The organism is Streptomyces capparidis (genome assembly GCF_054782095.1).
The window spans coordinates 256,426-278,994 of sequence record NZ_BAAGTD010000003.1 but is presented as its reverse complement, the minus strand read 5'-3'; the positions used below and the strand labels follow the sequence as shown (position 1 = coordinate 278,994).

The window sequence follows — 22,569 nt, the reverse complement described above, 5'->3', positions numbered from 1 at the left end:
CGGGGCGGGCGACGGCGCAGACGGCGCGCGCCGCGGTGCTGGCGGCGGCCGTGGCCGCGGGCGCCCTCGCCCTGCGGCCGGACGGCGGGGACGGCGGCCGGGCGGACGGCCCCGCGGCCACCTCGTCCCGGGCCCCGTCGGCACCCCCGTCCCCCGCCGCGTCCTCCCCGGCCGCCCCGGCCCCTGGGGAGATCCCCGCCGGGGCCGACGTCCCGGCCGCGCTGCGGGAGCCCATCACCCGGGCCGCCCACCGCTGCACCGAGGAGGAGGTGACGCCCGTGCTGATCGCGGCGATGCTCAAGGCCGAGAGCGGCTTCGACGCGGACGCCGCCCGGCCGGAGGCCGACGAGTACGGCATCGCCATGTGGACGCCCGCGGTGTTCAACGCCTGGGCCGTGGACGGCGACCAGGACGGCGACAAGGACTACATGTCGCCGCCCGACGCCATCGCCACCATGGGCGGCTATGTGTGCTGGCTCGGCCAGCGGTTCAAGCAGGAGGGCATGGACCGGGCGCAACTGCCCGCGCTGGTCGCCGCCGGCTACCGCACCAGCGACCGCGCGGTCATCGAGGCCGGCGGGGTGCCCGAGCGCACCAGGCCGCACGTGGACGAGGTGCTTGGCCACCTCGCGGAGTACTCGGCCTGACGACCGGCACCGGCCGGGCCGCCGTCACCCGCGGCCGCCCTCACCCGCGGTCGCCGTCACCCGCAGCCGCAGGAGCGCCGCACCACCAGGCGGGAGGGGAACTGCCGCACCCGCTGCCGCCTGGTGCGGTCCCGGGAGGGGGTGTCGTCCAGGACCAGGTCCACCGCGGCCCTGGCCATGGCCTGCCGGTCGGAGGAGACCGTGGTCAGCGGCGGGTCGGTGAGCGCCGCCTCCTTGACGTCGTCGAACCCGGCGACGGCCAGGTCCCTCGGCACGTCCAGGCCCAGCTCCCGGGCGGCCCGCAGCACCCCTATCGCCTGGTCGTCGGTGGCGCACACGATGGCCGGGGGCCGGTCGGGGCCGCTGAGCAGCTCCAGGGCGACCGGGTAGGTGTCGTAGCGGTTGAACGGGGCCGAGAACAGCCGCCCGTCCAGCGTCCGCCCGGACTCCAGCATCGCCCGCCGCCAGCCCTCGACGTGGTCGGTGACCGGGTCGCCCACGTCCGGCGTGGACGCGGGCCCGCCGAGGCAGGCCACATAGGGGTGGCCGTGCTCCAGCAGGTGGCGGGTGGCCAACTGGGCGCCGCCGATGTCGTCGGTGAGCACCGCGACGTCGTCGATGGCCTCGGGGCGGCGGTGCAGCAGCACCACCCGGGCGTCCCACGCGGCGATCTCCTCGGCGGCGCGCTCGGAGGGGCCCTGGCTGATCAGGATCAGCCCCGAGACCCGCATGCCGAGGAAGGCCCGCAGGTAGTGCACCTCGCGGTCGTCGATGTAGTCGCTGTTGCCCATCAGCACGATCTTGCCGCGCTCGGCCGCGGCCTGCTCGACCGCGTGCGCCATCTCGGCGAAGAACGGCTGGCGCGCGTCGGGGAGCACCAGACCTATCAGGTCGGTGCGGCGGGACGCCATCGCCTGGGCCACCCGGTCGGGGCGGTAGCCGAGCTGCTTGATCGCAGCCAGCACCTTCTCGCGGGTGGCCGGGGCGACGGGTCGGGGTCCGTTGTTGATGACGTAGCTGACGACCGCGGTCGAGGTACCCGCGAGCCTGGCCACATCGTCGCGCGTCACCTTCGGCACGCGGGTCAGTCTACGCGGATCAACCGGCACCTCAGCAGGCCCGAGTTCAACGGGACCGCTGGTGGACGGGCTCCGCCAGGGAGCCGGCGGCGTCCTCGCCGTCCGCGGACGGCGGCAGCGGACGCTCGGACCTGGCGGCCTTGTCGCTCTTGTCCGCCCGGTCGGACCGGTCCGGCTTCTCCGGCACCACGAAGCGGTAGCCGACGTTGCGCACGGTGCCGATGAGGGACTCGTGCTCCGGGCCGAGCTTCGCCCGCAGCCGCCGCACGTGGACGTCCACGGTGCGGGTGCCGCCGAAGTAGTCGTAGCCCCAGACCTCCTGGAGCAACTGGGCGCGGGTGAACACCCGGCCCGGGTGCTGCGCCAGGTACTTCAGCAACTCGAACTCCTTGAACGTCAGGTCGAGCACCCGGCCCTTGAGCTTGGCGCTGTAGGTGGCCTCGTCCACGGACAGGTCGCCGTTGCGGATCTCCATCGGGCTGTCGTCGGCGACGACCTGCTGGCGGCCGAGCGCCAGCCGCAGCCGGGCCTCCACCTCGGCCGGGCCCGCGGTGTCGAGCAGCACGTCGTCGATGCCCCACTCCGCGGTGACGGCCGCGAGGCCCCCCTCGGTGACCACCAGGATCAGCGGGCAGCCGGGGCCGGTGGAGCGCAGCAACTGGCACAGGCTGCGCACCTGCGGCAGGTCCCGGCGCCCGTCGATGAGGATGACGTCGGCGCCGGGGGTGTCCACCAGGGCGGGGCCCTCGGCCGGCGCGACGCGCACGTTGTGGAGCAGCAGGCTGAGCGCGGGCAGCACCTCGGCCGACGGCTGGAGGGCGTTGGTCAGGAGCAGGAGGGAACTCATCGGTGTCCGCCCTTTCGATCAAGGGGTCCGGGAGCGCGGCGGCACCTGGGGTCGCGGTGGCACCCGAGGTCGGCGCCGGGCGTCCCGGCCCGTCCGTGGCACGGCACACATGGACTGCCCATGGTTCGACCTCCTCGGTCCCCGCGAGGACGTTGTGGTGTTGCTGCGGCTCGGCTCGGCGACGCGGCGTGGTACTTCGCTGTACCCCCGGTGATCGCTTCGTAGTACTTCTCGGTACTTCCCGGACTTCTGGCTTGACTGCTGGCTGTGCGGGTGCGGGTGCGGTCCGCGCTCCTGCGTGAAAGCGCGAAGGGACCCGGTGGCGACGCTGCCCGGATCCCTCTGCCCAGCACAATAACCCACATGAGGCCCCGTGCAGAGACTGAAGATATGCCTATTCGTGTTCCTTCGGGGGGTGCGGACGCGTCTTTCCGGCCGAGTGAGGGGCGTTTCCGCGAGGCGGGGAAGACCGGTTCGGGCGCATGCTCCGGGGCGCTGTTGACCGACGACGGGGTGCTCGTCGAGGCGGAGTACCGGCCCCGTTCGGGTCCGGCTCCGGACGGCGGCGACGGCCTGGCGATCGTGGTCGCGCACGGGTTCACCGGGTCGCTGCACCGGCCCGCGGTGCGGCGGGCGGCGGCGGTGTTCGCCGAGTTCGCAGGCGTGGTCACCTTCTCCTTCCGGGGGCACGGCCGGTCGGGCGGGCGTTCGACCGTGGGGGACCGCGAGGTGCTCGACCTGGCGGCGGCGGTCCGCTGGGCGCGGGCGCTGGGGCACACCAGGGTGGCGACGGTCGGGTTCTCCATGGGCGGCTCGGTCGTGCTGCGGCACGCGGGGGCGGCGGCCGGGCCCGCCGCCGGGAGCGACGGGCGACCTGAAGCACGGGGGCGCACAGATGCACGAATCGATGCCGTGGTGGCGGTGAGCGCCCCCGCGCGGTGGTACTACCGGGGGACGGCCCCGATGCGGCGGCTGCACTGGGTGGTGACCCGGCCGGAGGGGCGCCTGGTGTCCCGGCTGTGCCTGCGCACCCGCGTCGACCACCGGGAGTGGGACCCGGTGCCGGTCCCGCCGGTGGAGGCGGTGCCCGGGATCGCCCCGGCGCCGCTGCTGGTGGTGCACGGCGACCGCGACGCGTACTTCCCGCTGGACCACCCCAGGTCGCTGGCCGAGGCCGCGGGGGACAACGGCGAGCTGTGGATCGAGCGCGGCTTCGGGCACGCGGAGAACGCGGCGCCGCCCGAGCTGCTGCGGCGGGTGGGGCGGTGGGTGGTGGAGCGGACGGCCGCGTCGTCAGGCGGGGCGGTCGGGGCGGTCGGGGGCGGTGGCCGAGTGCGTCCCGCAGGGCCGGCCCCGAACCCCGGGCAACCGCACTGACCTGCGCTTCCGCGGGGTTTTCCACAGGGCGTTGCGGGCCGGTGCCGCGGAGGCGGGATGATGGAGCCGCGACGGCCGCGGGAAGGCAGCGGTTTTCGTCGCGGCCGCGCGGGCCGGGCCGGGCCCGCCGGCCGATCGGGCAACGCCGGCAAGGAGCCGCTATGGCCGCAGGTGTGACGGGCACGGGACCCGGCGGCACCATCCGCTACTGGGCCGCCGCCAAGGCGGCCGCGGGCACCGCGGAGGAGCCGTACCGGGGGACGACCCTCGCGGAGGCGCTCGCGGACGCCCGCGGGCGGCACCGGGACCGCCCGGAGTTCGCGCGGGTGCTCTCCGCCTGCTCGTTCCTGGTGGACGGCGAGCCGGTCGGCACCCGTGACCACGACCTGATCCCCCTGGCCGAGGGCGGCACCGTCGAGGTGCTGCCGCCGTTCGCGGGCGGGTGAGGCGGGCCATGTCCACACCCGAGTGGGAGCAGTGGGAGCGCGGCCGGGCGCAGGACGCCCCCGAGGAGTACGAGCCCGGCGCGGCGGAGGGGTACGGGCACGCGGCCGGCCAGGGGCAGGAGTACGGGCAGGCCGGGCCGTACGGGCAGGCGCGGCAGTACGGGGGCGCGGAGCAGTACGGCCATGCCGGCGACCACGGTCACGCGGCGGGATACGGGGCCGGGGAGTACGGCGGCGGGTACGGCCACGGCGGGTACGGCACCGGAGCGCAGCCGGGGCAGGAGTACGGCGGCGGCCAGGGCTACGGCGAAGGGCCGGGCCACGGCGGCGGTCATGGCCACGGCGGCGGAGGGGACGCGGGCCAGGGGTACCCGGGCCAGGAGTACCCGGGCCAGGGGTACGGCGAGCAGCACGGCCACTACGGCGCGGGCCAGGGGTACGGCGGGGAGCAGGGGTACGGCGCCGCGGCGCCCCCGCCCCACGGCGGCCCCGGGCACGACCCCCACGGCGGGTACGGCGCCCACGGGGCCGCCGCGCCCCACCCCGCGGGGCAGCCCGGCGGGGCGGACGGCCACGGCGCCGCCGGGTACGGCGGGGCGTGGGCGGCCGGGGCGGGGCAGGCCGGCCCCGGGGGCGCGCAGGGCCGGCCGTGGCAGTTGCCGGAGCCCGGGTACGGGGCGGCCCCGCCGCCGCACCCCGGCGGGCAGGGCGGGCCGGAGCAGCCCGCGCCGCGGGGGTACGGCGCGCCCGCCGCGGGGGGGCCCGCCGCGGGTACGGGGCGGCGCAGGGCGGCGCCCCGGCCTTCGGGAGCGGTGGGCGGCGGGCCGGAAGAGGCGGCCGGTGCCGCCCCGCCGTCGCCTTCGCCCGCGCCGCCCGCGCCGGCCGCGTCCCGCAGGACCGGTTCGCCGATCATCGAGCCCGGCATCAAGCCGGCCCTGCTCACCGTCCTGTTCTGCCTGCTCCTCGCGGGCGGCGCCGCCGTGTCGCGGCCCGCGCTGGCCGGGGTCGCGGTGCTGCTCCAGGCCGTCACCGCCGCGGGTGTGTTCCGGCTCAACGGGATGTGGCCCGCCCGGCAGGGCATCATGCTGGCCTTCGCCGCCGGGCTCGCCGCCGACGGCGTGATCCTCGCCCTGCACGGCGAGCACGCCCCGTCCGCCGTCATCGGCACGCTCGGGGTGTGGTTCCTGCTGATCCTGGTCCTCCAGTTGCGCCACCGCGGCGGGGCCGACGAGCGGCTGTACGCGCTCACCGTGACCGCCACCTCAGCCACGGCCGCCGTGCTGGTCTCCGGCCTGGTCGCGGCCTGGAGCGTCAGCGGCGTCTACGGGGACGAGGCCACGGTCGCCGACTGGCGGACCGGGGCGCCGGTCATAGCGGGCCTGGCCGGGGTCGCCGCCGCGGTGCTGCTGCGGCCGCTGCCCCTGCCCGGGTGGGTGTCGGTGCCGCTGTGCGTGGCCGCCGCCGCGGGCGCGGGGGCGGGCGCGGCGGGCTGGGTGGAGATCGGCACGGGCGGCGGCGCGCTGCTCGGGGCGGCGGCGGGCGCCTGCGCCCTGATCGGGGTGCGGGTCGCCAGCTACGACTGGCCCTCGCGGTTCGTCCACTTCACCGCCGGTGTGTCCCTGCCGCTGGCCGCCGCGGCACCGGCCGTCTACATGTTCGGGCGGATCGTGGCGGGGTAGGGCGGGTTAGGCTCGCCGAAAGACCGACCGGGGGAGCACCATGCGCGTCGTACGTCCACTGCTGATCACGCTCGCCGTGCTCGCCGTCCTGTTCGTGATCGCGGACCGGATCGCCGTCGCCCTGGCGGAGTCGGAGGCCGCGGACCAGTTGCGCCAGTCCCGGCAGACGGACGGCAAGCCGGAGGTGTCGATCGACGGCTTCCCGTTCCTCACCCAGCTCGTGGGCGGGGAGCTGGACAAGGTGCACGCCTCCGCCGAGGGCATGCGCGCCGAGGACACCGAGGGCACCTCCCTGCGCGTCACGAAGTTCAGCGCCGACCTGCACGACGTGAAGTTCTCCGACGGCTTCACCACCGCCACCGCCCGCAGCGCCTCCGGCACCGTGCGGATCAGCTACGCCGACCTGTCCGCCGCGGCCCCGCCCGGGGTGCGCATCTCCTACGGGGGCCCGAGCGGCAAGGCCGGGGTGAGCGAGGTCAAGGCCAGCGCGGGCATCCCCGTCCTGGGCGAGCAGAGCGTGACCAGCGAGATCAGCCTGGTGGACGGCGACACGGTGAGCGTGCGCGCGAAGTCGGTCCCGGCCAGCTCCATCCCCGGGGCCGAGGAGCGGATACGCGAGTACCTGGACTTCGACAAGCAGGTCACCGGCCTGCCCGAGGGCATGCGGCTGGACTCCATCGAGGCCGACGAGTCCGGCATCGTCATCGAGCTGAGCGGCCGGGACGTCTCCCTCAGCCAGTGAGCCCGCGCCGCCGCCCGCGGCCCCGCCCGGCCCCGCCGTCCGGGTGATGAGACGCCGCGTCCGCCGATCAGCCGACCGCACCCCCTCCGGACCCGCGCGGCGCCCGTACCGGCAGGTCCCCCGCCCCGCGCCGCTGTCAACCGTTCTCTGCATACGGACAATCTTGTCTCAGCATCCGGTACGCCGATGACACTGGCGGGGTGACGTCCCTACGATCGAGGGCATGCAGCGACAGGCGGTTCTCACGAAGCGGCGGGCAGTGGACCTGTGCCGCGTCGCCGCCTGTCTGTGTCGAATGGCCTGATGGGACGGCCGCGCCGGACCGCTTTCGCGGCCCGCACGCGACGACGGATCCCGCTTTCCCCCCGCGCCTGCCGCGTTCCCGCGTCGCCGTTCCGCGCCGAGGATGCGCCACCGCTCCGCGCGGGCGCCCGACAACGCACCCACCGCCGCATCTGTCCCGGAGGAGAATGATGAGCCGCAGTGACGTCCTCGTGGACGCTGACTGGGTCCAGAGCCACCTCGACGACCCGAACGTCGTGATCGTGGAGGTCGACGAGGACACCTCGGCCTACGACAAGAACCACATCCGCAACGCGATCAAGCTGGACTGGAAGAAGGACCTCCAGGACCCGGTCCGCCGCGACTTCGTGGACAAGGAGGGCTTCGAGGCCCTGCTGTCCGAGCGCGGCATCGGCAACGACCACACGGTCGTCCTCTACGGCGGCAACAACAACTGGTTCGCGTCCTACGCCTACTGGTACTTCAAGCTGTACGGGCACGAGAGCGTCAAGCTCCTCGACGGCGGCCGCAAGAAGTGGGAGCTGGACTCCCGCGAGCTGGCCACCGAGGTCCCCAGCCGCCCGCGCACCGAGTACCGCGCCAAGGAGCAGGACACCTCCATCCGCGCCTTCCGGGACGACGTGGTGGCCGCCATCGGCACCCTCAACCTGGTCGACGTCCGCTCGCCCGACGAGTTCTCCGGCCGTCTGCTCGCCCCGGCCCACCTGCCGCAGGAGCAGTCCCAGCGCCCGGGCCACGTCCCGTCCGCGAAGAACATCCCGTGGTCGAAGAACGCCAACGACGACGGCACCTTCAAGTCCGACGAGGAGCTGAAGGCGCTGTACGAGTCGGAGGACGTGGACCTCGGCAAGGACACCATCGCCTACTGCCGCATCGGCGAGCGGTCCGCGCTGACCTGGTTCGTGCTGCACGAGCTGCTCGGCCAGCAGAACGTGAAGAACTACGACGGCTCCTGGACCGAGTACGGCTCGCTGGTCGGCGTGCCGATCGAGCTCGGCACCGGCAAGTGACCGACCCCACCACCCCCTGAACGCCCCCGAACGCGAGGAAGAGCACATGTGTGGAGCGAAGGCCGGAGGCCCCGACCTGGCGGAAGTCGGCGCCGGTGAGACGATCATCCAGGGTTCGGTGACCCGGGACGGCGAGCCCGTCAACGGGTACGTGCGGCTGCTGGACGGCGGCGGCGAGTTCACCGCCGAGGTGCCCACCTCGGCGACGGGCCAGTTCCGCTTCTTCGCCGCCCCCGGCACCTGGACGCTGCGCGCGCTCGTCCCCGGCGCCACCGCGGACCGCAAGGTGCACCTCGCCGAGCAGGGCGCGCGGGCCGAGGTCGTCATCGCCGTCTGAGCGCACGGCGGCACAGGGCACGAGGCCGCGCCTCCCGGGAGCCACCGCCCCGGGGGCGCGGCCTTCGCGCCGCCCGCGGCCCCGGCCTACCGTGGAGGGGTGTACGCGCGCAGAAGGCACCGCTACTTCGCGCTGATGGGCCTGTGCCTGGCCCTGTTCGTGTCGGCGTGGGCGTTCGTGCGCCTGTGGTCGGTGCCCGCGGCCGTCGCCATGTGCGTGGTCGCGATGGTCATCCCGCCGTGCGCCGCGATCGTGGCCAACCGCAGGGACCCCGACGACCGCTGGTGGGACGACCCCCGCTAGGCCGTATCCGCCCCGGCGGCTTCCCCCGGCCGTCCGCGGTCAGTAGACGAGCGCCTGAGTGCCGTCCTCCATGGCCTCGCTGACGAAGACCTGCGCGCCCGCGATCCGCACCCCGTCGAGCACGTCCCGCTCCGTGATCTCCCGCCGCGCCGCGCACTGGGTGCACAGCGTGACGCGGCCCGCCGCGAGGATCGACTCCAGCAGGTCGGGCAGCGGCGCGGCGTGCGGCAGCTCGAACTCCGCCGCCCGGCCGGGCAGCGCGAACCACGACGACTCGCCGGTCAGCCACAGCGACACCTCGACGCCGCTGGCGACGGCCACCGCCGCCACGGTGAACGCCTGCGAGCACCGCTCGGGCGCGTCCTTGCCCGCCGTTACCTTGATCACCAGCTTCTTGGCCACGCGGCAACTGTAGTCCCGGGTGGGCCCCGTGCGGGCCCCGGCGGGCGCCGCGCGCCGGGGACGGCGGCGGCGCGCGGGGGAGCGCTAGTCTCGGGGCCGCACGCGTGATCGACTCGTGCGACCGAAACGACCCCCGGGGGAGCAGCCAGCCGATGCGGGACCGCCGAAGGACCGTGACGTTCCTCCTGGCCGTGGTGGCGGCCGGGTCCCTCGCCCTGGCCGGGTGCTCGGACTCCGGTTCCGGCGACGGGGACGGGGACGGCGGCGCCCGCCCCCAGCGCAGCGGCGCGGCCCCGAAGGAGTCGGCGGCCACCTCCCCGGCCCCGGAGGGCTCCGGGGCGCCGAGCCCCGCCGTCACCGGGTCGGTCAGCGGCGGCGTGCACCGCGGCGACCTGCGGTACTTCCTGCTGCCCCTGCCGGAGGGCGCCGAGCCCTACGGCGAGCCCGCCGGTGATCCGGCGGGCGCGGCGGACGCCGCGATCGGGCTCGGCTCCGTCACCGAGGACTCCCTGCGCCAGCGCGGCTTCCGCCAGGGCGCGCTGCGGGTGTTCCGCACCGCGGACGGCAGCGGCGAGGTGAACGTCAAGCTGCTCCGGTTCGGGTCGGCGGGGCAGGCGCGGGACTTCGCCGGCGAGGACCTGTTCGAGGGCCCGGCCGTGTCCCTGCCCGGCGAGAGCGGCACGCGGGCCACCCGGCTGGAGTCCTCCGCCGCGGAGAGCACCGACGCGCTGGTGGCCGTGGGGCAGGAGGGCGACGTGGCGTTCACGATCACCGTCACCGGCGCGGGCGAGCCGTCGGCGGCGCGGATGGCGGAGCTGGTCGCGGACCAGCGGGAGCGGCTGCGCACGGGGCGCTGACCGGCGCCCGCCCCGGCGGGGCGCACCTCACGGGGCCCCCTCGAGCGGCGACGACTAGACTCGGACCCGGCCCGACCTGTCAGCTTTTCGCCAACCGGTTCGTTTCCCGCTTAGGAGCGCTCCCGTGCTAGAGACCTTCATCACCGGCCTGCTCGTCCTGGTGGCCGTCATGATCGGTGCCTTCGCCGCCCTCACCGTGGTGAAGCTCTACCAGGGCCAGCGCTGACGAACATGATCGAGATTCCTTCCGACCTGCACCCGGCCAACGTCCCGCTCGCCTTCCTGCTCGGTTCCTGGGCGGGCGCCGGGGTCTGCGAACCCGTCGCCGGGGAGAAGGGCCCGGAGATCGGGAAGTGCAACTTCGGGCAGGAGGTCGTCTTCAGCCACGACGGCCGCCCGTTCCTGGAGTACACCTCCCGCACCTGGGTGCTCGACGGCGAGGGCAACAAGGTCCGGCCCCTGGAGAGCGAGAGCGGCTGGTGGCGGATCGGCGACAACCGCCGCCTGGAGATCGCGATGTCCCGCGACGACGGCGTCATCGAGATCTGGTACGGCGAGCTGGCCGACGGCAGGCCGCAGATCGACATGGTCACCGACGCCGTCGCCCGCTTCCCCGGCACCCCCGAGTACCTGGGCGGCAAGCGGCTGTACGGGCTGGTCAAGGGCGACCTGATGTGGGTGTTCGAGAAGGTCGTCGCGGGCGGCGGGCTCAAGCCGTACATGTCGGCCCACCTGAAGAAGGTCGTGGACCCGTCCGAGTGGGCGAAGGACCTGAAGGACCTGCCGGACGACGGGATCGCGTTCTTCCGCTAGCGGGGCGCCGGCGGCCGGGGGTTCGGCTCCCGTTCACGGAGCCGGTGGTGGCGGCGGAGCCAGCCGTAGAATCGTCACCACTGGGGCGACGCGAGCGAGCCGAGGGATGCGACCGTTGTGAACACGAGCGGCACCGACTGGAAGGCCGACCTGCGTGAGCGCGGCTACCGGCTGACCCCGCAGCGGCAACTGGTCCTCGAGGCCGTGGACGCCCTGGAGCACGCCACGCCCGACGAGATCCTCACCGAGGTCCGCAAGACGGCGAGCAGCGTCAACATCTCCACGGTCTACCGCACCCTGGAGCTGCTGGAGGAGCTGGGCCTGGTCAGCCACGCCCACCTCGGCCACGGCGCGCCCACCTACCACCTGGCGGACCGGCACCACCACATGCACCTGGTGTGCCGGGACTGCGGCTCCATCACGGAGGCGGACATCTCGGTGGCGGACCCGTTCGTGGCCCTGCTCCGCGAGCGGTTCGCCTTCGAGACCGACATGAAGCACTTCGCGATCTTCGGGCGGTGCGAGCGCTGCCCGGAGGAGGACCGGCCCCGGCGCGGCGGAGAACCGCAGGTGAACGCCTGACGAGCCAAGAGCCGCCCCGGCGGCTCCGGGCAGGGTCCCGCGTACGCTTGTCGGTATGAAAAGCCCTCTGCTGTCGCTGCCCGGCGCTGTCCCGGCGGAGGCTCCCGACGAGGGAGTCGCGGCGCACTACGGCGACCTGTTCCGCGAGCAGCGCGATCTCGCCTCCGGCACCGGATTCGTGGACCTCTCCCACCGCGGCGTGCTCCGGGTCAGCGGTGAGGACCGGCTGAGCTGGCTGCACCTGCTGCTGACCCAGCACGTCAGCGAGCTGAGTCCCGGCGTGGCCACCGAGGCGCTGATCCTGTCCGCGCACGGCCACATCGAGCACGCCCTGTACCTGGTGGACGACGGCACCGCGACCTGGGCGCACGTGGAGCCCGGCACCCTGGGCGAGCTGCTGGCCTATCTGGAGTCGATGAAGTTCTTCTACCGGGTGGAGGTCGCCGACGTCACGGACGACCGCGCCGTGGTGCACCTGCCCGCGGGCAGCATCACCCCGAGCCCCGAGGGTGCCGTGGTCCGGGAGACCGCGTACGGGCGGGACGTGTTCCTGCCGCGCGGCGACCTGGCGGCGTTCGCGGCGGCGAGCGGCCCGGCGATCGGCGTGGCCGCGCTGGAGGCGCTGCGCGTGGAGGCCCGCCGGCCGCGCCTGGGCCGGGAGACGGACCACCGCACGATCCCGCACGAGGTGGGCTGGCTGGAGTCGGCCGTGCACCTGGACAAGGGCTGCTACCGGGGCCAGGAGACGGTGGCCCGGGTGCACAACCTGGGCAAGCCGCCGCGGCGGCTGGTCTTCCTCCACCTGGACGGCACCGAGGTCACCCTCCCGGCGCACGGCACCCCGGTGAAGCTGGCCGCGGACGGGCCCGAGGGGCGGCAGGTCGGCTTCGTCACCACGGCGGTGCGGCACTGGGAGCTGGGGCCCGTCGCCCTGGCACTGGTGAAACGGAACACCCCTGTGGACGCTCCCCTGCTGGTGGACACGGTGGCGGCGGCGCAGGACGTGATCGTCCCGCAGTGAGGGCCGTCCGGGTGAACGGGCGGGGCGGGTCCCGGCGGCTTCGGGACCGGCCCCGACCGCCCCGGAGGCGGGGTGTTCCGGGGGTTCGGGCGGAATCCTTCATTCCTCCCGGGCGTCAACCTGGCGCAACACCTGACTGCCAACCATATGGGTCATATCTCCAGAAGAACGGTGAAGGGCCCGTCGTTCACCAGTGACACCTGCATCCGCGCACCGAACCGGCCCGTGGCCACCTCGGCGCCGAACTCCCGCAGTCGCGCCACCACCTCGTCCACCAGCGGCTCGGCGACCGGGCCGGGCGCGGCGGCGTTCCAGGTGGGCCTGCGCCCCTTGCGCGCGTCACCGTAGAGGGTGAACTGACTGATCACGAGCAGCGGGGCGCCCAGGTCGGAGCAGGACTTCTCACCAGGCAGAACGCGCAGCGACCAGAGCTTGCGGGCCAACTGCGCCGCCTTCTGGGGGGTGTCCTCGTGGGTGACGCCGACCAGAACGCACAGACCGGGGCCCCGGATCTCCCCGACCGTCTCGCCGTCCACCGTCACACCCGCCCGGGTCACCACCTGAACAACAGCACGCATGCGCCCATCCTCCCAGCCGCAAGCACACCGGCCCGCATCCGCGCAAGGGGGCCGTGCGCCACGGCCGTGTGGAGTGGCACCATGCCAGCCATGGCCCGCGCGCGTCGCTGCGTGAGCGGCGTGGGCCAGTACTTGGTAGGACTCACCCGCCCACGACCCGGCCGCACGGCCCCGGCGCCGGCCCGGGTCACCGATCCGCACCAGGAGCTGCCCATGACGGCGGAACCGCTCCAGCCCTGGCCCCCCCGTCCGCGGGCGCGCCTGACGAGCCATCCGGGAACGGTCCCCGCCGCGCCCGATCCGGCCCGCCTCGACCTGCGGCAACTGCGCGCCATGCGGCGGGCGGCGCAGCGGGAGGAGGCCGACCTGTCGTATCTGCGGCGGCTGCTCCAGGGGCGCGTGGACATCCTGCGCGCCGAGCTCGCCCGCCGGGCGTCGGTGGGCGCCAGGGCGGGCGCCGCCCCGGCCCCGGCCGGCCCCGGCGCCAGACTGCTCGACCAACTGCCGGAGATCCTCGCGGACGCCCCGCCGCGGGTGCGCGGCTCCGCCCGGCACGTGACGCTCGGCACGCCGCGCTCACCTGAGTGCCGCAGGCTCGCCGACCGGATCCTGTCCGAGGTGGAGCTGTCCGACCTCGACGCCCGCACCGACGCCGAGCTGCGGCGGGCCCTGGCCCGGCTGAGCGCGCACGAGCGCGAGGTCTCCGAGCGCAGGCAGCGGCTCCAGCGGACCGCGGACGGCTGCGGCGCCGAGATCGCCCGCCGGTACCGTGAGGGCGAGGCGAGCGTCGACGACCTGCTGTCCGGGGCCTGACCGGGCCCGGCGGGGCCGATCCGGGGTGACCGGGGGAGGCGGGTGGGCGGCCCGCCTCGCCCCTGAGCCGCCCCGTGAAAGGCCGACCGCATGTCCGTGCAGCCCGTGCAGCCCGAGCGCCCCGCGCACCCCGTGCTGGCCGAGGTGGTCAGGTCCGGCTTCGTCGAGGGGGTGCACCGGGGGTCCCTGGTGGTGCTGGACGCCGCGGGGGAGGTGGAGTTCGCCCTCGGCGAGCCGGACGCGGAGGTGTTCCCCCGGTCGGCGAACAAGCCCCTCCAGGCCGTGGCCGCGCTGCGCTGCGGGGCGGATCTGGACGGCGAGCCGCTGGCGCTCGCGGCGGCGAGCCACTCCGGAGAATCGTTCCACCTCGCGGGGGTGCGGACGATGCTCGCCGCCGCAGGACTGACCGAGCACGCGCTGCGCAACCCGCCCGCGCTGCCGCTGGACCCGGTCGAGGCCGAGCGCACCCTGCGCGCGGGCGGCGGTCCAGAACCGGTCGCCGGTGACTGCTCGGGCAAACACGCGGCCATGCTCACCGCCTGCGTCGCGCGTGGCTGGCCCGTGGCGGGCTACCTGGAGCCGGACCACCCCGTGCAGCGCGAGGCCCTGCGCACCGTCCGCGCGGCCACCGGTGACCCCGTCGCGCACACCGGCACGGACGGCTGCGGCGCCCCGCTGTTCGCCGTCACCCTCACCGGCCTCGCCCGCGCCTTCCGCGGCCTGGTGCTGGCCGCGCCCGGCACGTCCGAGCGCCGGGTCGCCGACGCCATGCGCGCCCACCCCGAGTTCGTCGCGGGCACCCGGCGCCCCGACACCTGGCTGATGGCGGGCGTGCCCGGGGCGCTGGCCAAGATGGGCGCGGAGGCCGTTCAGGCGGTGGCGCTCCCGGACGGGCGGGCCCTGGCGTTCAAGATCGACGACGGTGGGAAGCGCGCGCTCGGCCCGGTGCTCGCGGCGGCCCTGCGCCGGGCCGGAGTGGACGCCCCGGTGCTGGCCCGGATCGCGGACAGCCCGCTGCTCGGGGGCGGGCGGCGGGTCGGCGAGGTGCGCGCGGCGTTCTGACGACCGCCGGGCGGCGCCGCTCGCGGCCGGGCGGGGGCCCCGCGCGCGGGCGGCGCCGCCTCGCGCACCGGCGGCGACCCCCGAAAAACTCGCGTGCGACCCGGAACAGGGCCCGCCTACCCTGCCCGGATGAGCACCCTCAGCCCCGCCCCGGACATCCGCTGGATCACCCCCGACGAGCTCCCGGAGTGGTCCCGGGCCGTGGACACCGGGTTCCTGCGGCCCACCACGCACTCGACGTCCGAGCAGGTGGTGGCCTTCCGCCGCGGCTTCGTCGACCCGCGGCGCACCCTGGGGGCGTTCGACGGCCCCCGCTGTGTGGCCACCTTCCGCAGCTCCCCGCAGGAACTGACCGTGCCGGGCGGCGGCACCCTGACCGCCTCCGGCGTCACCAACGTCACGGTGACCGCCACCCACCGCCGCCGCGGCCTGCTGAGGCGGATGATGGCCACCGAGCTCGCCGCGTGCGTGGAGCGCGGGGAGCCGCTGGCCATCCTGGACTCCGCCGAGTACGGCATATACGGCCGCTACGGCTTCGGGCCCGCCTCCACCACGGTGACCTTCGAGATCGATGTGACGCGCGCCGCGCCCGGCCCCTTCGAGCCGTCCGCCGACGGCGGGGTGGAGGTGGTGGACGCCGCCGAGTTCCTCAAGCACGTCCCCGAGGCGCACGACCGCTTCCGGGTCACCCGCCACGGCGTGATCCCCCGCGACGACCACTTCTGGCGCGAGGCCACCACCGACCTCGGCCTGCCGGACCGCCCCTTCCGGCCGTCGACCCACGTGCTGTACCGGGACGCCTCAGGCCGGGTGGACGGCTGGCTGAGCTATGTGGTGGACGACAAGTGGGACAACAACCAGCCGCGCTGCGTGCTGCGGGTGCGGGACCTGATCGGCGTCACCCCGCGGGCCGAGGCGGCGCTGTGGCGGTACGCCATGTCCGTGGACTGGGTGGCCACGGTGGAGGCGCCGGGCCGCGCGCCCGACGACATCCTCCCGCTGCTGCTGGGCGACCCCCGCTCGGCCCGGCGGACCCTGCACACCGACTTCCTGTGGCTCCGCCCGCTGGACGTGCCCCGCCTGCTGGCGGCCCGCACCTACGGCGCGCCCGGCTCGGTGGTGTTCGAGGTCGCCGACCCCGCGGGCTTCGCGGCGGGCCGCTTCCTGCTGGAGGGCGGCCCGGACGGGGCGGCCTGCGCGGCCACGGCGCGGGAGGCCGACGTCACCCTGGACGCGGCGGCGCTCGGCTCGCTGTACCTGGGCGACGAGACCGCGACCCGGCTGGCCTCGGTGGGACGGGTGGCGGAGGAGCGGGCGGGCGCCCTGACCCGGGTGGACGCGATGTTCCGCACCGGGCGCAGGCCGTGGTGCCCCGACATGTTCTGACCGGTTCCCGCGCGAGCGGGGCCCCGCCCGGTGCGGGCGGGGCCCCGGCCCTGCGTCGCGCGGCCCGGCCGGACGGCGGGGCCGCGGCCGGTCATTGGACCGCGGCAAGCAGGGAGATCAGTGCCACGTACTGGCACAGCTCCGACTTGTTCCGCAGCCCGAACAGCAGCAGGACCGCGGCGGCGCCGCCGCCGAGGCCGAACCTGTACTGCATCATTTGTTCGAATAAAAAGGCGAGGATGGGCACGCGGTTCCCCCTTCTGTCATCTCCGCGCGGGCGGTCCGGTTCCGATGTGCGCAACCTGGGTTCCTCGGCGCGGCGCGGCCATGCCGTCCGGGCCGGGGGAGTCGGGGCGCACTGCGGGCAGTGGGGGAGCGCGCCACTTTCTGCCTGATCGGGCGTCAGCCTCGGTGGTGCCGCGGAGAGGATGGCGACCGGTGGTCAAATGCCCGCCGGTTGGCTGCACTTGACTGGCTTGACTCACTCATTGAATGCCATGGTCAGGAGATCGCTAAACGTGGGGCGGGGTGGTTGGTCAGTCAACTGGGCGGTCAACTCGCTCAATTTGACGGAGAGTTGTAGGCTTGTACCGTGCGTAAGGACCGCCTCCCGTTCCAGCAGGTCGTGGACGCCCTGCGGGGCGAGATCCTCGACGAGCGGCTGCGCGTCGGCGACCGGGTGCCGACCCAGTACGAGCTCGCCGAGCGCTTCGACGTCTCGCGCGCCACGATCCAGCGGGCCCTGGGCGAGCTGCGGGACGCGGGATACATCGAGTCGCACCAGGGGCAGGGCACCTTCGTCGCCGACTGGCGCGAGGGCGGCTCGGGGGCGGCGGACGGCGCGGTGCGACGGCCGGAGAAGGCCATCGCCTCGCTGGCCAAGTCGCTCCAGGACGCCTTCCTCAGCTCGGGCGAGGTGACGATCGACGCGTTCTCGCTCACCGCGGAGACCCTCAACAACGCCCTGGCGGGCCCGCTCACGAAGATCAGGACCGGCGGCCCCGCGCCGGAGCGGATCCGCGTCCGGCTGCTCCTGCCGAGCGTCTCCACCAACCTGGCCATCCCGCGCAGCACCGCGGACGACGGCGACCTGCGCCCCCTGGAGCGGCTGCGCAGGCTCTCGGCCAGCCACCGCCTCACCGCGGTCAACTCCCTGCGGGACCTGGCGGTGGGCGGCTTCGTCCGTGAGGTCGACGTCGAGGTCAGGGAGGTCTCGATCACGCCGCTCCAGAAGATCTACGTGCTCAACGGCACGGAGGTCCTCACCGGTCACTACCGCATCGTGCGCCGCTCGGTGCTGATCGAGGGCGAGAGCGTGCCCATCTACGACGTGCTGGGGCTCGGGTCCGTGCTCTTCCGCCATGTGCAGGGGGAGCCCGGATCGGTGGACGACGCGTTCGTGGGGGAGACCAAGCTGTTCTTCGACTCCCTGTGGGACTCGATCGCCGTGGAGTCCGCGGTCGCCGAGTGAACCGGACGCCGCCCGGGGCGGGCGGGCGGTCCGCGGCACCCCGTGGACCCGTTGCGGACCGGGAATTCCCGGCCGCCGGAGCGCCGCCCCGCTTCCCGGGCGAACCGCCCGTTTTTCCCGGCGGGCCCGCCGTGCTTTTCCGGCGAAATCCGCCCGCGCCCGGCGCGAAAGCCGCCGGGGCCGCGGGCGCGGGCGGGCCCGAGCGGCGCGGCGAAAAGCCGCCGCGAATGCCGCGCCGCCCTTTCCCCGGCCGCCGCCGCGCCGCGGGATATAGGCTGCGGCTGCCGTTCCGGCGCGCGCCGGAGGGCAAGGAGCACGGAGGTCGCCCGCATGCCGGTCCGTGATGCCGGGATCGCCGCCGGAGCCCGCCCGATCCCCGATTCCGTCTGGCTCGACGTCCTGGACCGCGCGCGCCGCTTCGGCAAGCCCGTCAGCGGTTACCACAATCGCAATGACGTGCGGCGCCTGGACGGTTCCCTCGCACATCTTGCGGAAATCGCCCGGGACACCCGGGTGAAATTGCGGTTTCCGCTGCGGGGCACTCCCGAGGTCGTGATGCGGGCGTGGCGGGACGAGGCCGCGCTGTTGCGCGCCCTGGAGCCGTGGCTGCCCGGAATTCCCCGGTGCCTGGCCGACTGCGGCGAGTTCACCGTGCACACCTATGTGCCCGGGTGGCGCCTGTCGCGGATCCGGCCGCCCGGCTGGGAGGTGCCCGAGCCCCATCTGAGCCAGATCGTCGAGCTGTTCGCCGCCATGACCAGGGTCGATGTGAGCGCCCTGCCGCCGCTGCCGGAGGACTGGCCGCGGGACGGGGACTGCACCGCGTTCCTGCGGCGACTGGTCCGCTTCACCGAGGAGCGGGTGCACCGGGCGGCCCGCCCCGAGTTCGGCGCACTGTTCGACGCCCTGGGCATTCCCGAGGACGCCGTGCTGCGTTTCGAGGAGCGCCTCGGCGCGCTCACCCCGCGGCGGTTCGCGTTGCTGCACACCGACGTCCACCGGGACAATCTCATCGTGCGCCCGGACGGCCGCCTGGTGGCCATCGACTGGGAACTGGCGATGGTCGGCGACCCCCTGCACGACCTGGCGACCCATCTGTGCCGGATGCGCTATCCGGAAAGCGGGTCGTGGACGGCTCGGGTGGCCCGCCGCTGGGCCGCCGCGGTGCCGCCCGGCGCGGCCGGGGGATGGGAAAGGGACCTGGCGGTGTATCTCGACTGGGAACGGGCCCAGTCGGTTTTCCCGGACGTCATCCGGGCGGCCCGCGGGCTGCTCGACGGAAGCAGCGGGGCCTCCCTTCCACGCCGGATCAGAAAGGCGTCGCTAAGAATCCACCGCACCCTCGCGCTGGCGCGGGGGCCGCTGCGTCTGGAAAACGTCCTCGGTGTCCGCGACATCAGGGCGGAGCTCACCCGGTGGCTCGACGGGCGCCGCCGCGGCCGTCCCCGCCCGGGCGGCGCGGGTGCTCCCGTCGCCGTCGGGCCCGCGCCGGGCCCGAGTGACACCCGCGCGCCCTGGGTAGCAGGCGGGGAATGGCGCACGGACCCGTGGCGGGCCCCCGGGCGGGGCGCGCGGGCCGGGACCGCGGCGCGGGTGACGGGACACGGAGGGGTGGGGCGCGAGCGTGCGGGTTGACACCAGGGCGACGCGGCGGACCGGTACCGGGACCGCGGGCGCGGGGCAACTGCGGCGGGCGTTCGGCGGCGCCGAATGCGTGATCTTCGATTTCGACGGGCCGCTGTGCCATCTCTTCGCGGCCTGCCCCGTCGCCCCCATCACCCGCCGGATGCGCGCCCTCATCGCGGACGCGGGTCTGCTGCCGCCGGGCTGCGCCGGGCTGACCAGCCCGCACGAGATACTGCGCCGCGCCGCGCTGCACGGCTCCGGCCCGGCCGTCCGGCAGGCCGTCCAGGAGGCGGAACGTTTTCTCACCGCCTGCGAGCTCACCGCCGCCGCGGGCGCCACCCCCACCCCCCACGCCGGGGCCCTCGTCGGCCGCCTGGCCGCGGACGGTGTCCGGCTCGCCGTCGCCAGTAACAACGCCCCCGAGGCCGTGCACGCCCATCTGGCCCGCGCCGGACTCGACCGGCACTTCTCCGCCGGGGTGCACGGCCGCACCCGCGACCCGGCGCGGATGAAGCCGGACCCCGACTGCCTGCTCCGCGCCGTCGCCGCGCTCGGCGCGCGGCCCGGCGCGTGCCTGTTCATCGGCGACGCCCCCGCCGACGCCGAGGCGGCGCGCCGGGCCGCGGTGCCCTTCCTCGGGCTCGGGCGCAACCCGGACAAGGCCCGGGCGCTGCGGGAGGCCGGGGCCGAGCTGGTGGTGGCCACGCTCGCGGAGGCCGTGCGCGCCCTGGACTGAGCGCCGGGGCGCGCACGGCCTGCCGCCGGAGGCGCTACTTGACGAGCCCCGCCCGCCGCAGCGCGTCCGCCAGCGCGCCGCCGCCCTGCTCGGGCCGGGACCCGCGCTGCGCCGGGGGCCGCCGGTTGCCGCCACGCTCCCGGTCCCCGCCCCGCTCGCGCGGACGGCCCCGGCCGGGCTCGGCCTCGTCGTCCAGGCGCAGCGTCAGCGAGATCCGCTTGCGCGGCACGTCCACGTCCAGCACCTTCACCCGCACGATGTCGCCGGGCTTGACCACGTCCCGCGGGTCCTTGACGAACGTCCTGGACATCGCCGAGACGTGCACGAGACCGTCCTGGTGCACGCCGACGTCCACGAACGCGCCGAACGCGGCCACGTTGGTGACCACGCCCTCCAGCACCATCCCCGGCCGGAGGTCCTTGATCTCCTCCACGCCCTCCTTGAACGCCGCCGTGGCGAACGCCGGTCGCGGGTCGCGGCCGGGCTTCTCCAGCTCACCCAGGATGTCGGTGACGGTCGGCAGGCCGAACGCGCCGTCCACGAAGTCCTGCGGGCGCAGCGACCGCAGCTTCTCGCCGTCGCCGATCAGCTCCCTGATGCCGGTGCCGGTCGCCTGGAGGATCCGGCGCACCACCGGGTAGGCCTCCGGGTGCACGGCGGAGGCGTCCAGCGGGTCGTCGCCGTCGGGGATGCGCAGGAAGCCCGCGCACTGCTCGAACGCCTTCGCGCCCAGCCGCGGCACGTCCTTGAGCGCCTTGCGGCTGCGGAACGGGCCGTTGGCGTCGCGGTGCCGCACGATGTTCTCCGCGAGCCCGGCCCCGATGCCGGACACCCGGGTCAGCAGCGGCGGCGAGGCGGTGTTGACGTCCACCCCGACCGCGTTCACGCAGTCCTCGACCACCGCGTCCAGGGAGCGGGACAGCTTCAGCTCCGGCAGGTCGTGCTGGTACTGGCCCACCCCGATCGACTTCGGGTCGATCTTGACCAGCTCGGCGAGCGGGTCCTGGAGGCGGCGGGCGATGGACACCGCGCCGCGCAGCGACACGTCCAGCTCCGGCAGCTCCTGGGCGCCGTAGGCGGAGGCGGAGTACACCGAGGCTCCGGCCTCGGAGACCACGGCCTTGGTCAGCCGCAGCTCCGGGTGCTCCTTGATCAGGTCGGCGGCGAGCCGGTCGGTCTCCCGGGACGCGGTGCCGTTGCCGATCGCGACCAGCTCCACCCGGTGCTCGCGGGCCAGTCGGGCCAGGGTGGCGACGGACTCCTTCCAGCGGTTGCGCGGCACGTGCGGGTAGACGGTGTCGGTGGCCACGACCTTGCCGGTGGCGTCCACCACCGCGACCTTCACCCCGGTGCGGAAGCCCGGGTCCAGGCCCATGGTGGCGCGGGTCCCGGCGGGCGCGGCCAGCAGCAGGTCGCGCAGGTTAGCGGCGAACACCCGCACCGCCTCGTCCTCCGCCTCCTGGCGCAGCCGCTGGCGCAGGTCCAGGCCGAGCCGCACCAGGATCCTGGTCCGCCACGCCCAGCGGACGGTGTCCAGCAGCCAGCGGTCGGCGGGGCGGCCCCGGTCGGCGATGCCGAACCGGCGGGCGATCCGCGCCTCGTAGCCGGACGGGCCGTCCTCCTCCTCGCCCTCGCCGACGGGCTCGAAGGACAGGTCGAGCACCTCCTCCTTCTCGCCGCGGAACAGCGCCAGCACCCGGTGCGAGGGCAGCTTGGTGAACGGCTCGGCGAACGCGAAGTAGTCGGCGAACTTGGCGCCCGCCTCCTCCCGGCCCTCCCGCACCCGCGACACCACCCGGCCGCGGGTCCACATCCGCTCGCGCAGCTCGCCGACGAGGTCGGCGTCCTCGCCGACCCGCTCGACGAGGATCGCCCGCGCGCCCTCCAGCGCCGCCGCGGTGTCGGCGACGCCCCTGCCCTCGTCCACGTACGGGCCCGCGGCCTCGTGCGGCTCCCGGGAGGGGTCGCCGAGCAGCAGGTCGGCCAGCGGTTCGAGCCCGGCCTCGCGGGCGATCTGCGCCTTGGTGCGCCGCTTGGGCTTGAACGGCAGGTAGATGTCCTCCAGGCGGGCCTTGGAGTCGGCCGCGAGGATCTGCGCCTCCAGGGCCTGGTCCAGCTTGCCCTGGGCGCGCACCGACTCCAGCACGGCGGCGCGCCGTTCCTCCAGCTCCCGCAGGTAGCGCAGCCGCTCCTCCAGCGTGCGCAACTGGGTGTCGTCCAGCGCGCCGGTCACCTCCTTGCGGTAGCGGGCGATGAACGGCACGGTCGCACCCCCGTCGAGCAGCTCGACCGCCGCCGTCACCTGCCCCTCGCGCACGCCGAGTTCCTCGGCGATCCTGCGGTGAACAGCCTCAAGTGCCATGGTCACGTCTTCGTTCCGCCTTCGCTTTCCGGCCGGGGGTGCCCCAGTGGGTGCCCGGGGCTCGTCTTGCGCGGGGCCCGCGGCCGCGGG

At 75.0% G+C, this 22,569-nt stretch carries 25 protein-coding genes; 19 read left to right on the top strand and 6 right to left on the bottom strand.

Annotated features, from left to right (window positions below; all coding sequences use genetic code 11):
• Positions 1-647 (top strand): lysozyme family protein (locus ACYVO2_RS04765; RefSeq protein WP_461006288.1); only part of this gene is annotated, 647 nt, incomplete at its 5' end.
• A gap of 56 nt (positions 648-703) precedes the next feature.
• Here the strand turns inward: ACYVO2_RS04765 and ACYVO2_RS04760 are convergent.
• Together ACYVO2_RS04760 and ACYVO2_RS04755 are read right to left on the bottom strand one after the other, a co-directional pair.
• On the bottom strand, positions 704-1,726 hold the full coding sequence (locus ACYVO2_RS04760; protein ID WP_461006287.1) for a LacI family DNA-binding transcriptional regulator: 1,023 nt from the start codon (positions 1,724-1,726) through the stop codon (positions 704-706).
• 46 nt (positions 1,727-1,772) lie between these two features.
• Positions 1,773-2,573 carry a response regulator transcription factor gene (locus tag ACYVO2_RS04755; protein WP_461006286.1) on the bottom strand — a complete coding sequence of 267 codons (801 nt, stop codon included), beginning with the start codon at positions 2,571-2,573 and terminating at the stop codon, positions 1,773-1,775.
• Between the two features lie 498 nt (positions 2,574-3,071).
• Here ACYVO2_RS04755 and ACYVO2_RS04750 point away from each other — a divergent pair, with 498 nt between their 5' ends.
• From ACYVO2_RS04750 to ACYVO2_RS04715, 8 genes are all read left to right on the top strand, one after another.
• Positions 3,072-3,950, top strand: a complete 879-nt coding sequence (locus ACYVO2_RS04750; protein ID WP_461006285.1) for an alpha/beta hydrolase — start codon at positions 3,072-3,074, stop codon at positions 3,948-3,950.
• A 161-nt stretch (positions 3,951-4,111) separates the two neighbouring features.
• Entirely contained in the window at positions 4,112-4,396 is a 285-nt protein-coding gene (locus ACYVO2_RS04745) for a MoaD/ThiS family protein (RefSeq protein ID WP_461006284.1), read from the top strand.
• Between the two features lie 8 nt (positions 4,397-4,404).
• Positions 4,405-6,075: a hypothetical protein gene (locus tag ACYVO2_RS04740; RefSeq protein ID WP_461006283.1), complete on the top strand. Its 1,671-nt coding sequence runs from the start codon at positions 4,405-4,407 to the stop codon at positions 6,073-6,075.
• A gap of 40 nt (positions 6,076-6,115) precedes the next feature.
• Complete coding sequence (locus ACYVO2_RS04735) at positions 6,116-6,817, top strand: LmeA family phospholipid-binding protein (protein WP_461006282.1); 702 nt, start codon at positions 6,116-6,118, stop codon at positions 6,815-6,817.
• Between the two features lie 223 nt (positions 6,818-7,040).
• Positions 7,041-7,121 (top strand): Ms5788A family Cys-rich leader peptide, encoded by an 81-nt coding sequence (locus ACYVO2_RS04730; RefSeq protein ID WP_461006304.1) that lies wholly within the window; start codon positions 7,041-7,043, stop codon positions 7,119-7,121.
• 169 nt (positions 7,122-7,290) lie between these two features.
• Positions 7,291-8,130, top strand: coding sequence for a sulfurtransferase (locus tag ACYVO2_RS04725; RefSeq protein WP_461006281.1), 840 nt, complete (start codon positions 7,291-7,293; stop codon positions 8,128-8,130).
• 46 nt (positions 8,131-8,176) lie between these two features.
• On the top strand, positions 8,177-8,467 hold the full coding sequence (locus tag ACYVO2_RS04720; RefSeq protein WP_461006280.1) for a DUF1416 domain-containing protein: 291 nt from the start codon (positions 8,177-8,179) through the stop codon (positions 8,465-8,467).
• Positions 8,468-8,566: 99 nt separating this feature from the next.
• The gene (locus ACYVO2_RS04715; protein WP_461006279.1) at positions 8,567-8,770 is read left to right on the top strand and encodes a DUF3099 domain-containing protein; all 204 of its coding nucleotides are present in this window, start codon (positions 8,567-8,569) and stop codon (positions 8,768-8,770) included.
• 39 nt (positions 8,771-8,809) lie between these two features.
• Here the strand turns inward: ACYVO2_RS04715 and ACYVO2_RS04710 are convergent, their stop codons facing one another.
• On the bottom strand, positions 8,810-9,172 hold the full coding sequence (locus ACYVO2_RS04710) for a DsrE family protein (protein WP_461006278.1): 363 nt from the start codon (positions 9,170-9,172) through the stop codon (positions 8,810-8,812).
• 152 nt (positions 9,173-9,324) lie between these two features.
• On the opposite strand from ACYVO2_RS04710, the gene ACYVO2_RS04705 reads away from it, so the two are divergent.
• From ACYVO2_RS04705 to ygfZ, 4 genes are all read left to right on the top strand, one after another.
• Positions 9,325-10,029: a hypothetical protein gene (locus ACYVO2_RS04705; RefSeq protein WP_461006277.1), complete on the top strand. Its 705-nt coding sequence runs from the start codon at positions 9,325-9,327 to the stop codon at positions 10,027-10,029.
• Positions 10,030-10,260: 231 nt separating this feature from the next.
• A complete protein-coding gene (locus ACYVO2_RS04700) occupies positions 10,261-10,842 on the top strand; it encodes a heme-binding beta-barrel domain-containing protein (RefSeq protein ID WP_461006276.1) in 582 nt (193 codons plus the stop codon).
• Positions 10,843-10,959: 117 nt separating this feature from the next.
• Positions 10,960-11,424 carry a Fur family transcriptional regulator gene (locus ACYVO2_RS04695; protein WP_461006275.1) on the top strand — a complete coding sequence of 155 codons (465 nt, stop codon included), beginning with the start codon at positions 10,960-10,962 and terminating at the stop codon, positions 11,422-11,424.
• A 55-nt stretch (positions 11,425-11,479) separates the two neighbouring features.
• Complete coding sequence (gene ygfZ / locus ACYVO2_RS04690; protein WP_461006274.1) at positions 11,480-12,445, top strand: CAF17-like 4Fe-4S cluster assembly/insertion protein YgfZ; 966 nt, start codon at positions 11,480-11,482, stop codon at positions 12,443-12,445.
• A 152-nt stretch (positions 12,446-12,597) separates the two neighbouring features.
• Here the strand turns inward: ygfZ and dtd are convergent, their stop codons facing one another.
• Positions 12,598-13,023 carry a D-aminoacyl-tRNA deacylase gene (gene dtd, locus ACYVO2_RS04685; RefSeq protein WP_461006273.1) on the bottom strand — a complete coding sequence of 142 codons (426 nt, stop codon included), beginning with the start codon at positions 13,021-13,023 and terminating at the stop codon, positions 12,598-12,600.
• A gap of 213 nt (positions 13,024-13,236) precedes the next feature.
• On the opposite strand from dtd, the gene ACYVO2_RS04680 reads away from it, so the two are divergent.
• The 3 genes from ACYVO2_RS04680 to ACYVO2_RS04670 all read left to right on the top strand — a co-directional run bounded on the left by ACYVO2_RS04680 (position 13,237) and on the right by ACYVO2_RS04670 (position 16,284).
• Entirely contained in the window at positions 13,237-13,836 is a 600-nt protein-coding gene (locus tag ACYVO2_RS04680) for an RsiG family protein (RefSeq protein ID WP_461006272.1), read from the top strand.
• A gap of 90 nt (positions 13,837-13,926) precedes the next feature.
• A complete protein-coding gene (locus tag ACYVO2_RS04675; protein WP_461006271.1) occupies positions 13,927-14,898 on the top strand; it encodes an asparaginase in 972 nt (323 codons plus the stop codon).
• A 129-nt stretch (positions 14,899-15,027) separates the two neighbouring features.
• Positions 15,028-16,284: a GNAT family N-acetyltransferase gene (locus ACYVO2_RS04670; RefSeq protein WP_461006270.1), complete on the top strand. Its 1,257-nt coding sequence runs from the start codon at positions 15,028-15,030 to the stop codon at positions 16,282-16,284.
• Between the two features lie 91 nt (positions 16,285-16,375).
• On the opposite strand, the gene ACYVO2_RS04665 is transcribed toward ACYVO2_RS04670, so the two are convergent.
• On the bottom strand, positions 16,376-16,501 hold the full coding sequence (locus tag ACYVO2_RS04665; RefSeq protein WP_461006269.1) for a hypothetical protein: 126 nt from the start codon (positions 16,499-16,501) through the stop codon (positions 16,376-16,378).
• A gap of 375 nt (positions 16,502-16,876) precedes the next feature.
• On the opposite strand from ACYVO2_RS04665, the gene ACYVO2_RS04660 reads away from it, so the two are divergent.
• The 3 genes from ACYVO2_RS04660 to ACYVO2_RS04650 all read left to right on the top strand — a co-directional run bounded on the left by ACYVO2_RS04660 (position 16,877) and on the right by ACYVO2_RS04650 (position 20,117).
• Positions 16,877-17,755, top strand: a complete 879-nt coding sequence (locus ACYVO2_RS04660) for a winged helix-turn-helix domain-containing protein (protein ID WP_461006268.1) — start codon at positions 16,877-16,879, stop codon at positions 17,753-17,755.
• Between the two features lie 330 nt (positions 17,756-18,085).
• Complete coding sequence (locus ACYVO2_RS04655) at positions 18,086-19,390, top strand: phosphotransferase family protein (RefSeq protein WP_461006267.1); 1,305 nt, start codon at positions 18,086-18,088, stop codon at positions 19,388-19,390.
• Entirely contained in the window at positions 19,380-20,117 is a 738-nt protein-coding gene (locus tag ACYVO2_RS04650) for an HAD family hydrolase (RefSeq protein WP_461006266.1), read from the top strand. The genes ACYVO2_RS04655 and ACYVO2_RS04650 overlap by 11 nt, the downstream gene beginning before the upstream one ends.
• A gap of 34 nt (positions 20,118-20,151) precedes the next feature.
• Here the strand turns inward: ACYVO2_RS04650 and ACYVO2_RS04645 are convergent, their stop codons facing one another.
• Positions 20,152-22,479 (bottom strand): Tex family protein, encoded by a 2,328-nt coding sequence (locus ACYVO2_RS04645; protein ID WP_461006303.1) that lies wholly within the window; start codon positions 22,477-22,479, stop codon positions 20,152-20,154.
• Between the last annotated feature and the right edge of the window lie 90 nt (positions 22,480-22,569).

Coding starts and splice junctions, on each gene's coding strand:
- ACYVO2_RS04670 (WP_461006270.1), top strand. CDS start 15,028: ATGAGCACCCTCAGCCCCGCCCCGGACATCCGCTGGATCACCCCCGAC.
- ygfZ (WP_461006274.1), top strand. CDS start 11,480: ATGAAAAGCCCTCTGCTGTCGCTGCCCGGCGCTGTCCCGGCGGAGGCT.
- ACYVO2_RS04745 (WP_461006284.1), top strand. CDS start 4,112: ATGGCCGCAGGTGTGACGGGCACGGGACCCGGCGGCACCATCCGCTAC.
- ACYVO2_RS04645 (WP_461006303.1), bottom strand. CDS start 22,479: ATGGCACTTGAGGCTGTTCACCGCAGGATCGCCGAGGAACTCGGCGTG.
- ACYVO2_RS04730 (WP_461006304.1), top strand. CDS start 7,041: ATGCAGCGACAGGCGGTTCTCACGAAGCGGCGGGCAGTGGACCTGTGC.
- ACYVO2_RS04655 (WP_461006267.1), top strand. CDS start 18,086: ATGCCGGTCCGTGATGCCGGGATCGCCGCCGGAGCCCGCCCGATCCCC.
- ACYVO2_RS04725 (WP_461006281.1), top strand. CDS start 7,291: ATGAGCCGCAGTGACGTCCTCGTGGACGCTGACTGGGTCCAGAGCCAC.
- ACYVO2_RS04705 (WP_461006277.1), top strand. CDS start 9,325: ATGCGGGACCGCCGAAGGACCGTGACGTTCCTCCTGGCCGTGGTGGCG.
- ACYVO2_RS04735 (WP_461006282.1), top strand. CDS start 6,116: ATGCGCGTCGTACGTCCACTGCTGATCACGCTCGCCGTGCTCGCCGTC.
- ACYVO2_RS04755 (WP_461006286.1), bottom strand. CDS start 2,573: ATGAGTTCCCTCCTGCTCCTGACCAACGCCCTCCAGCCGTCGGCCGAG.
- ACYVO2_RS04700 (WP_461006276.1), top strand. CDS start 10,261: ATGATCGAGATTCCTTCCGACCTGCACCCGGCCAACGTCCCGCTCGCC.
- dtd (WP_461006273.1), bottom strand. CDS start 13,023: ATGCGTGCTGTTGTTCAGGTGGTGACCCGGGCGGGTGTGACGGTGGAC.
- ACYVO2_RS04720 (WP_461006280.1), top strand. CDS start 8,177: ATGTGTGGAGCGAAGGCCGGAGGCCCCGACCTGGCGGAAGTCGGCGCC.
- ACYVO2_RS04680 (WP_461006272.1), top strand. CDS start 13,237: ATGACGGCGGAACCGCTCCAGCCCTGGCCCCCCCGTCCGCGGGCGCGC.
- ACYVO2_RS04740 (WP_461006283.1), top strand. CDS start 4,405: ATGTCCACACCCGAGTGGGAGCAGTGGGAGCGCGGCCGGGCGCAGGAC.
- ACYVO2_RS04675 (WP_461006271.1), top strand. CDS start 13,927: ATGTCCGTGCAGCCCGTGCAGCCCGAGCGCCCCGCGCACCCCGTGCTG.
- ACYVO2_RS04665 (WP_461006269.1), bottom strand. CDS start 16,501: ATGATGCAGTACAGGTTCGGCCTCGGCGGCGGCGCCGCCGCGGTCCTG.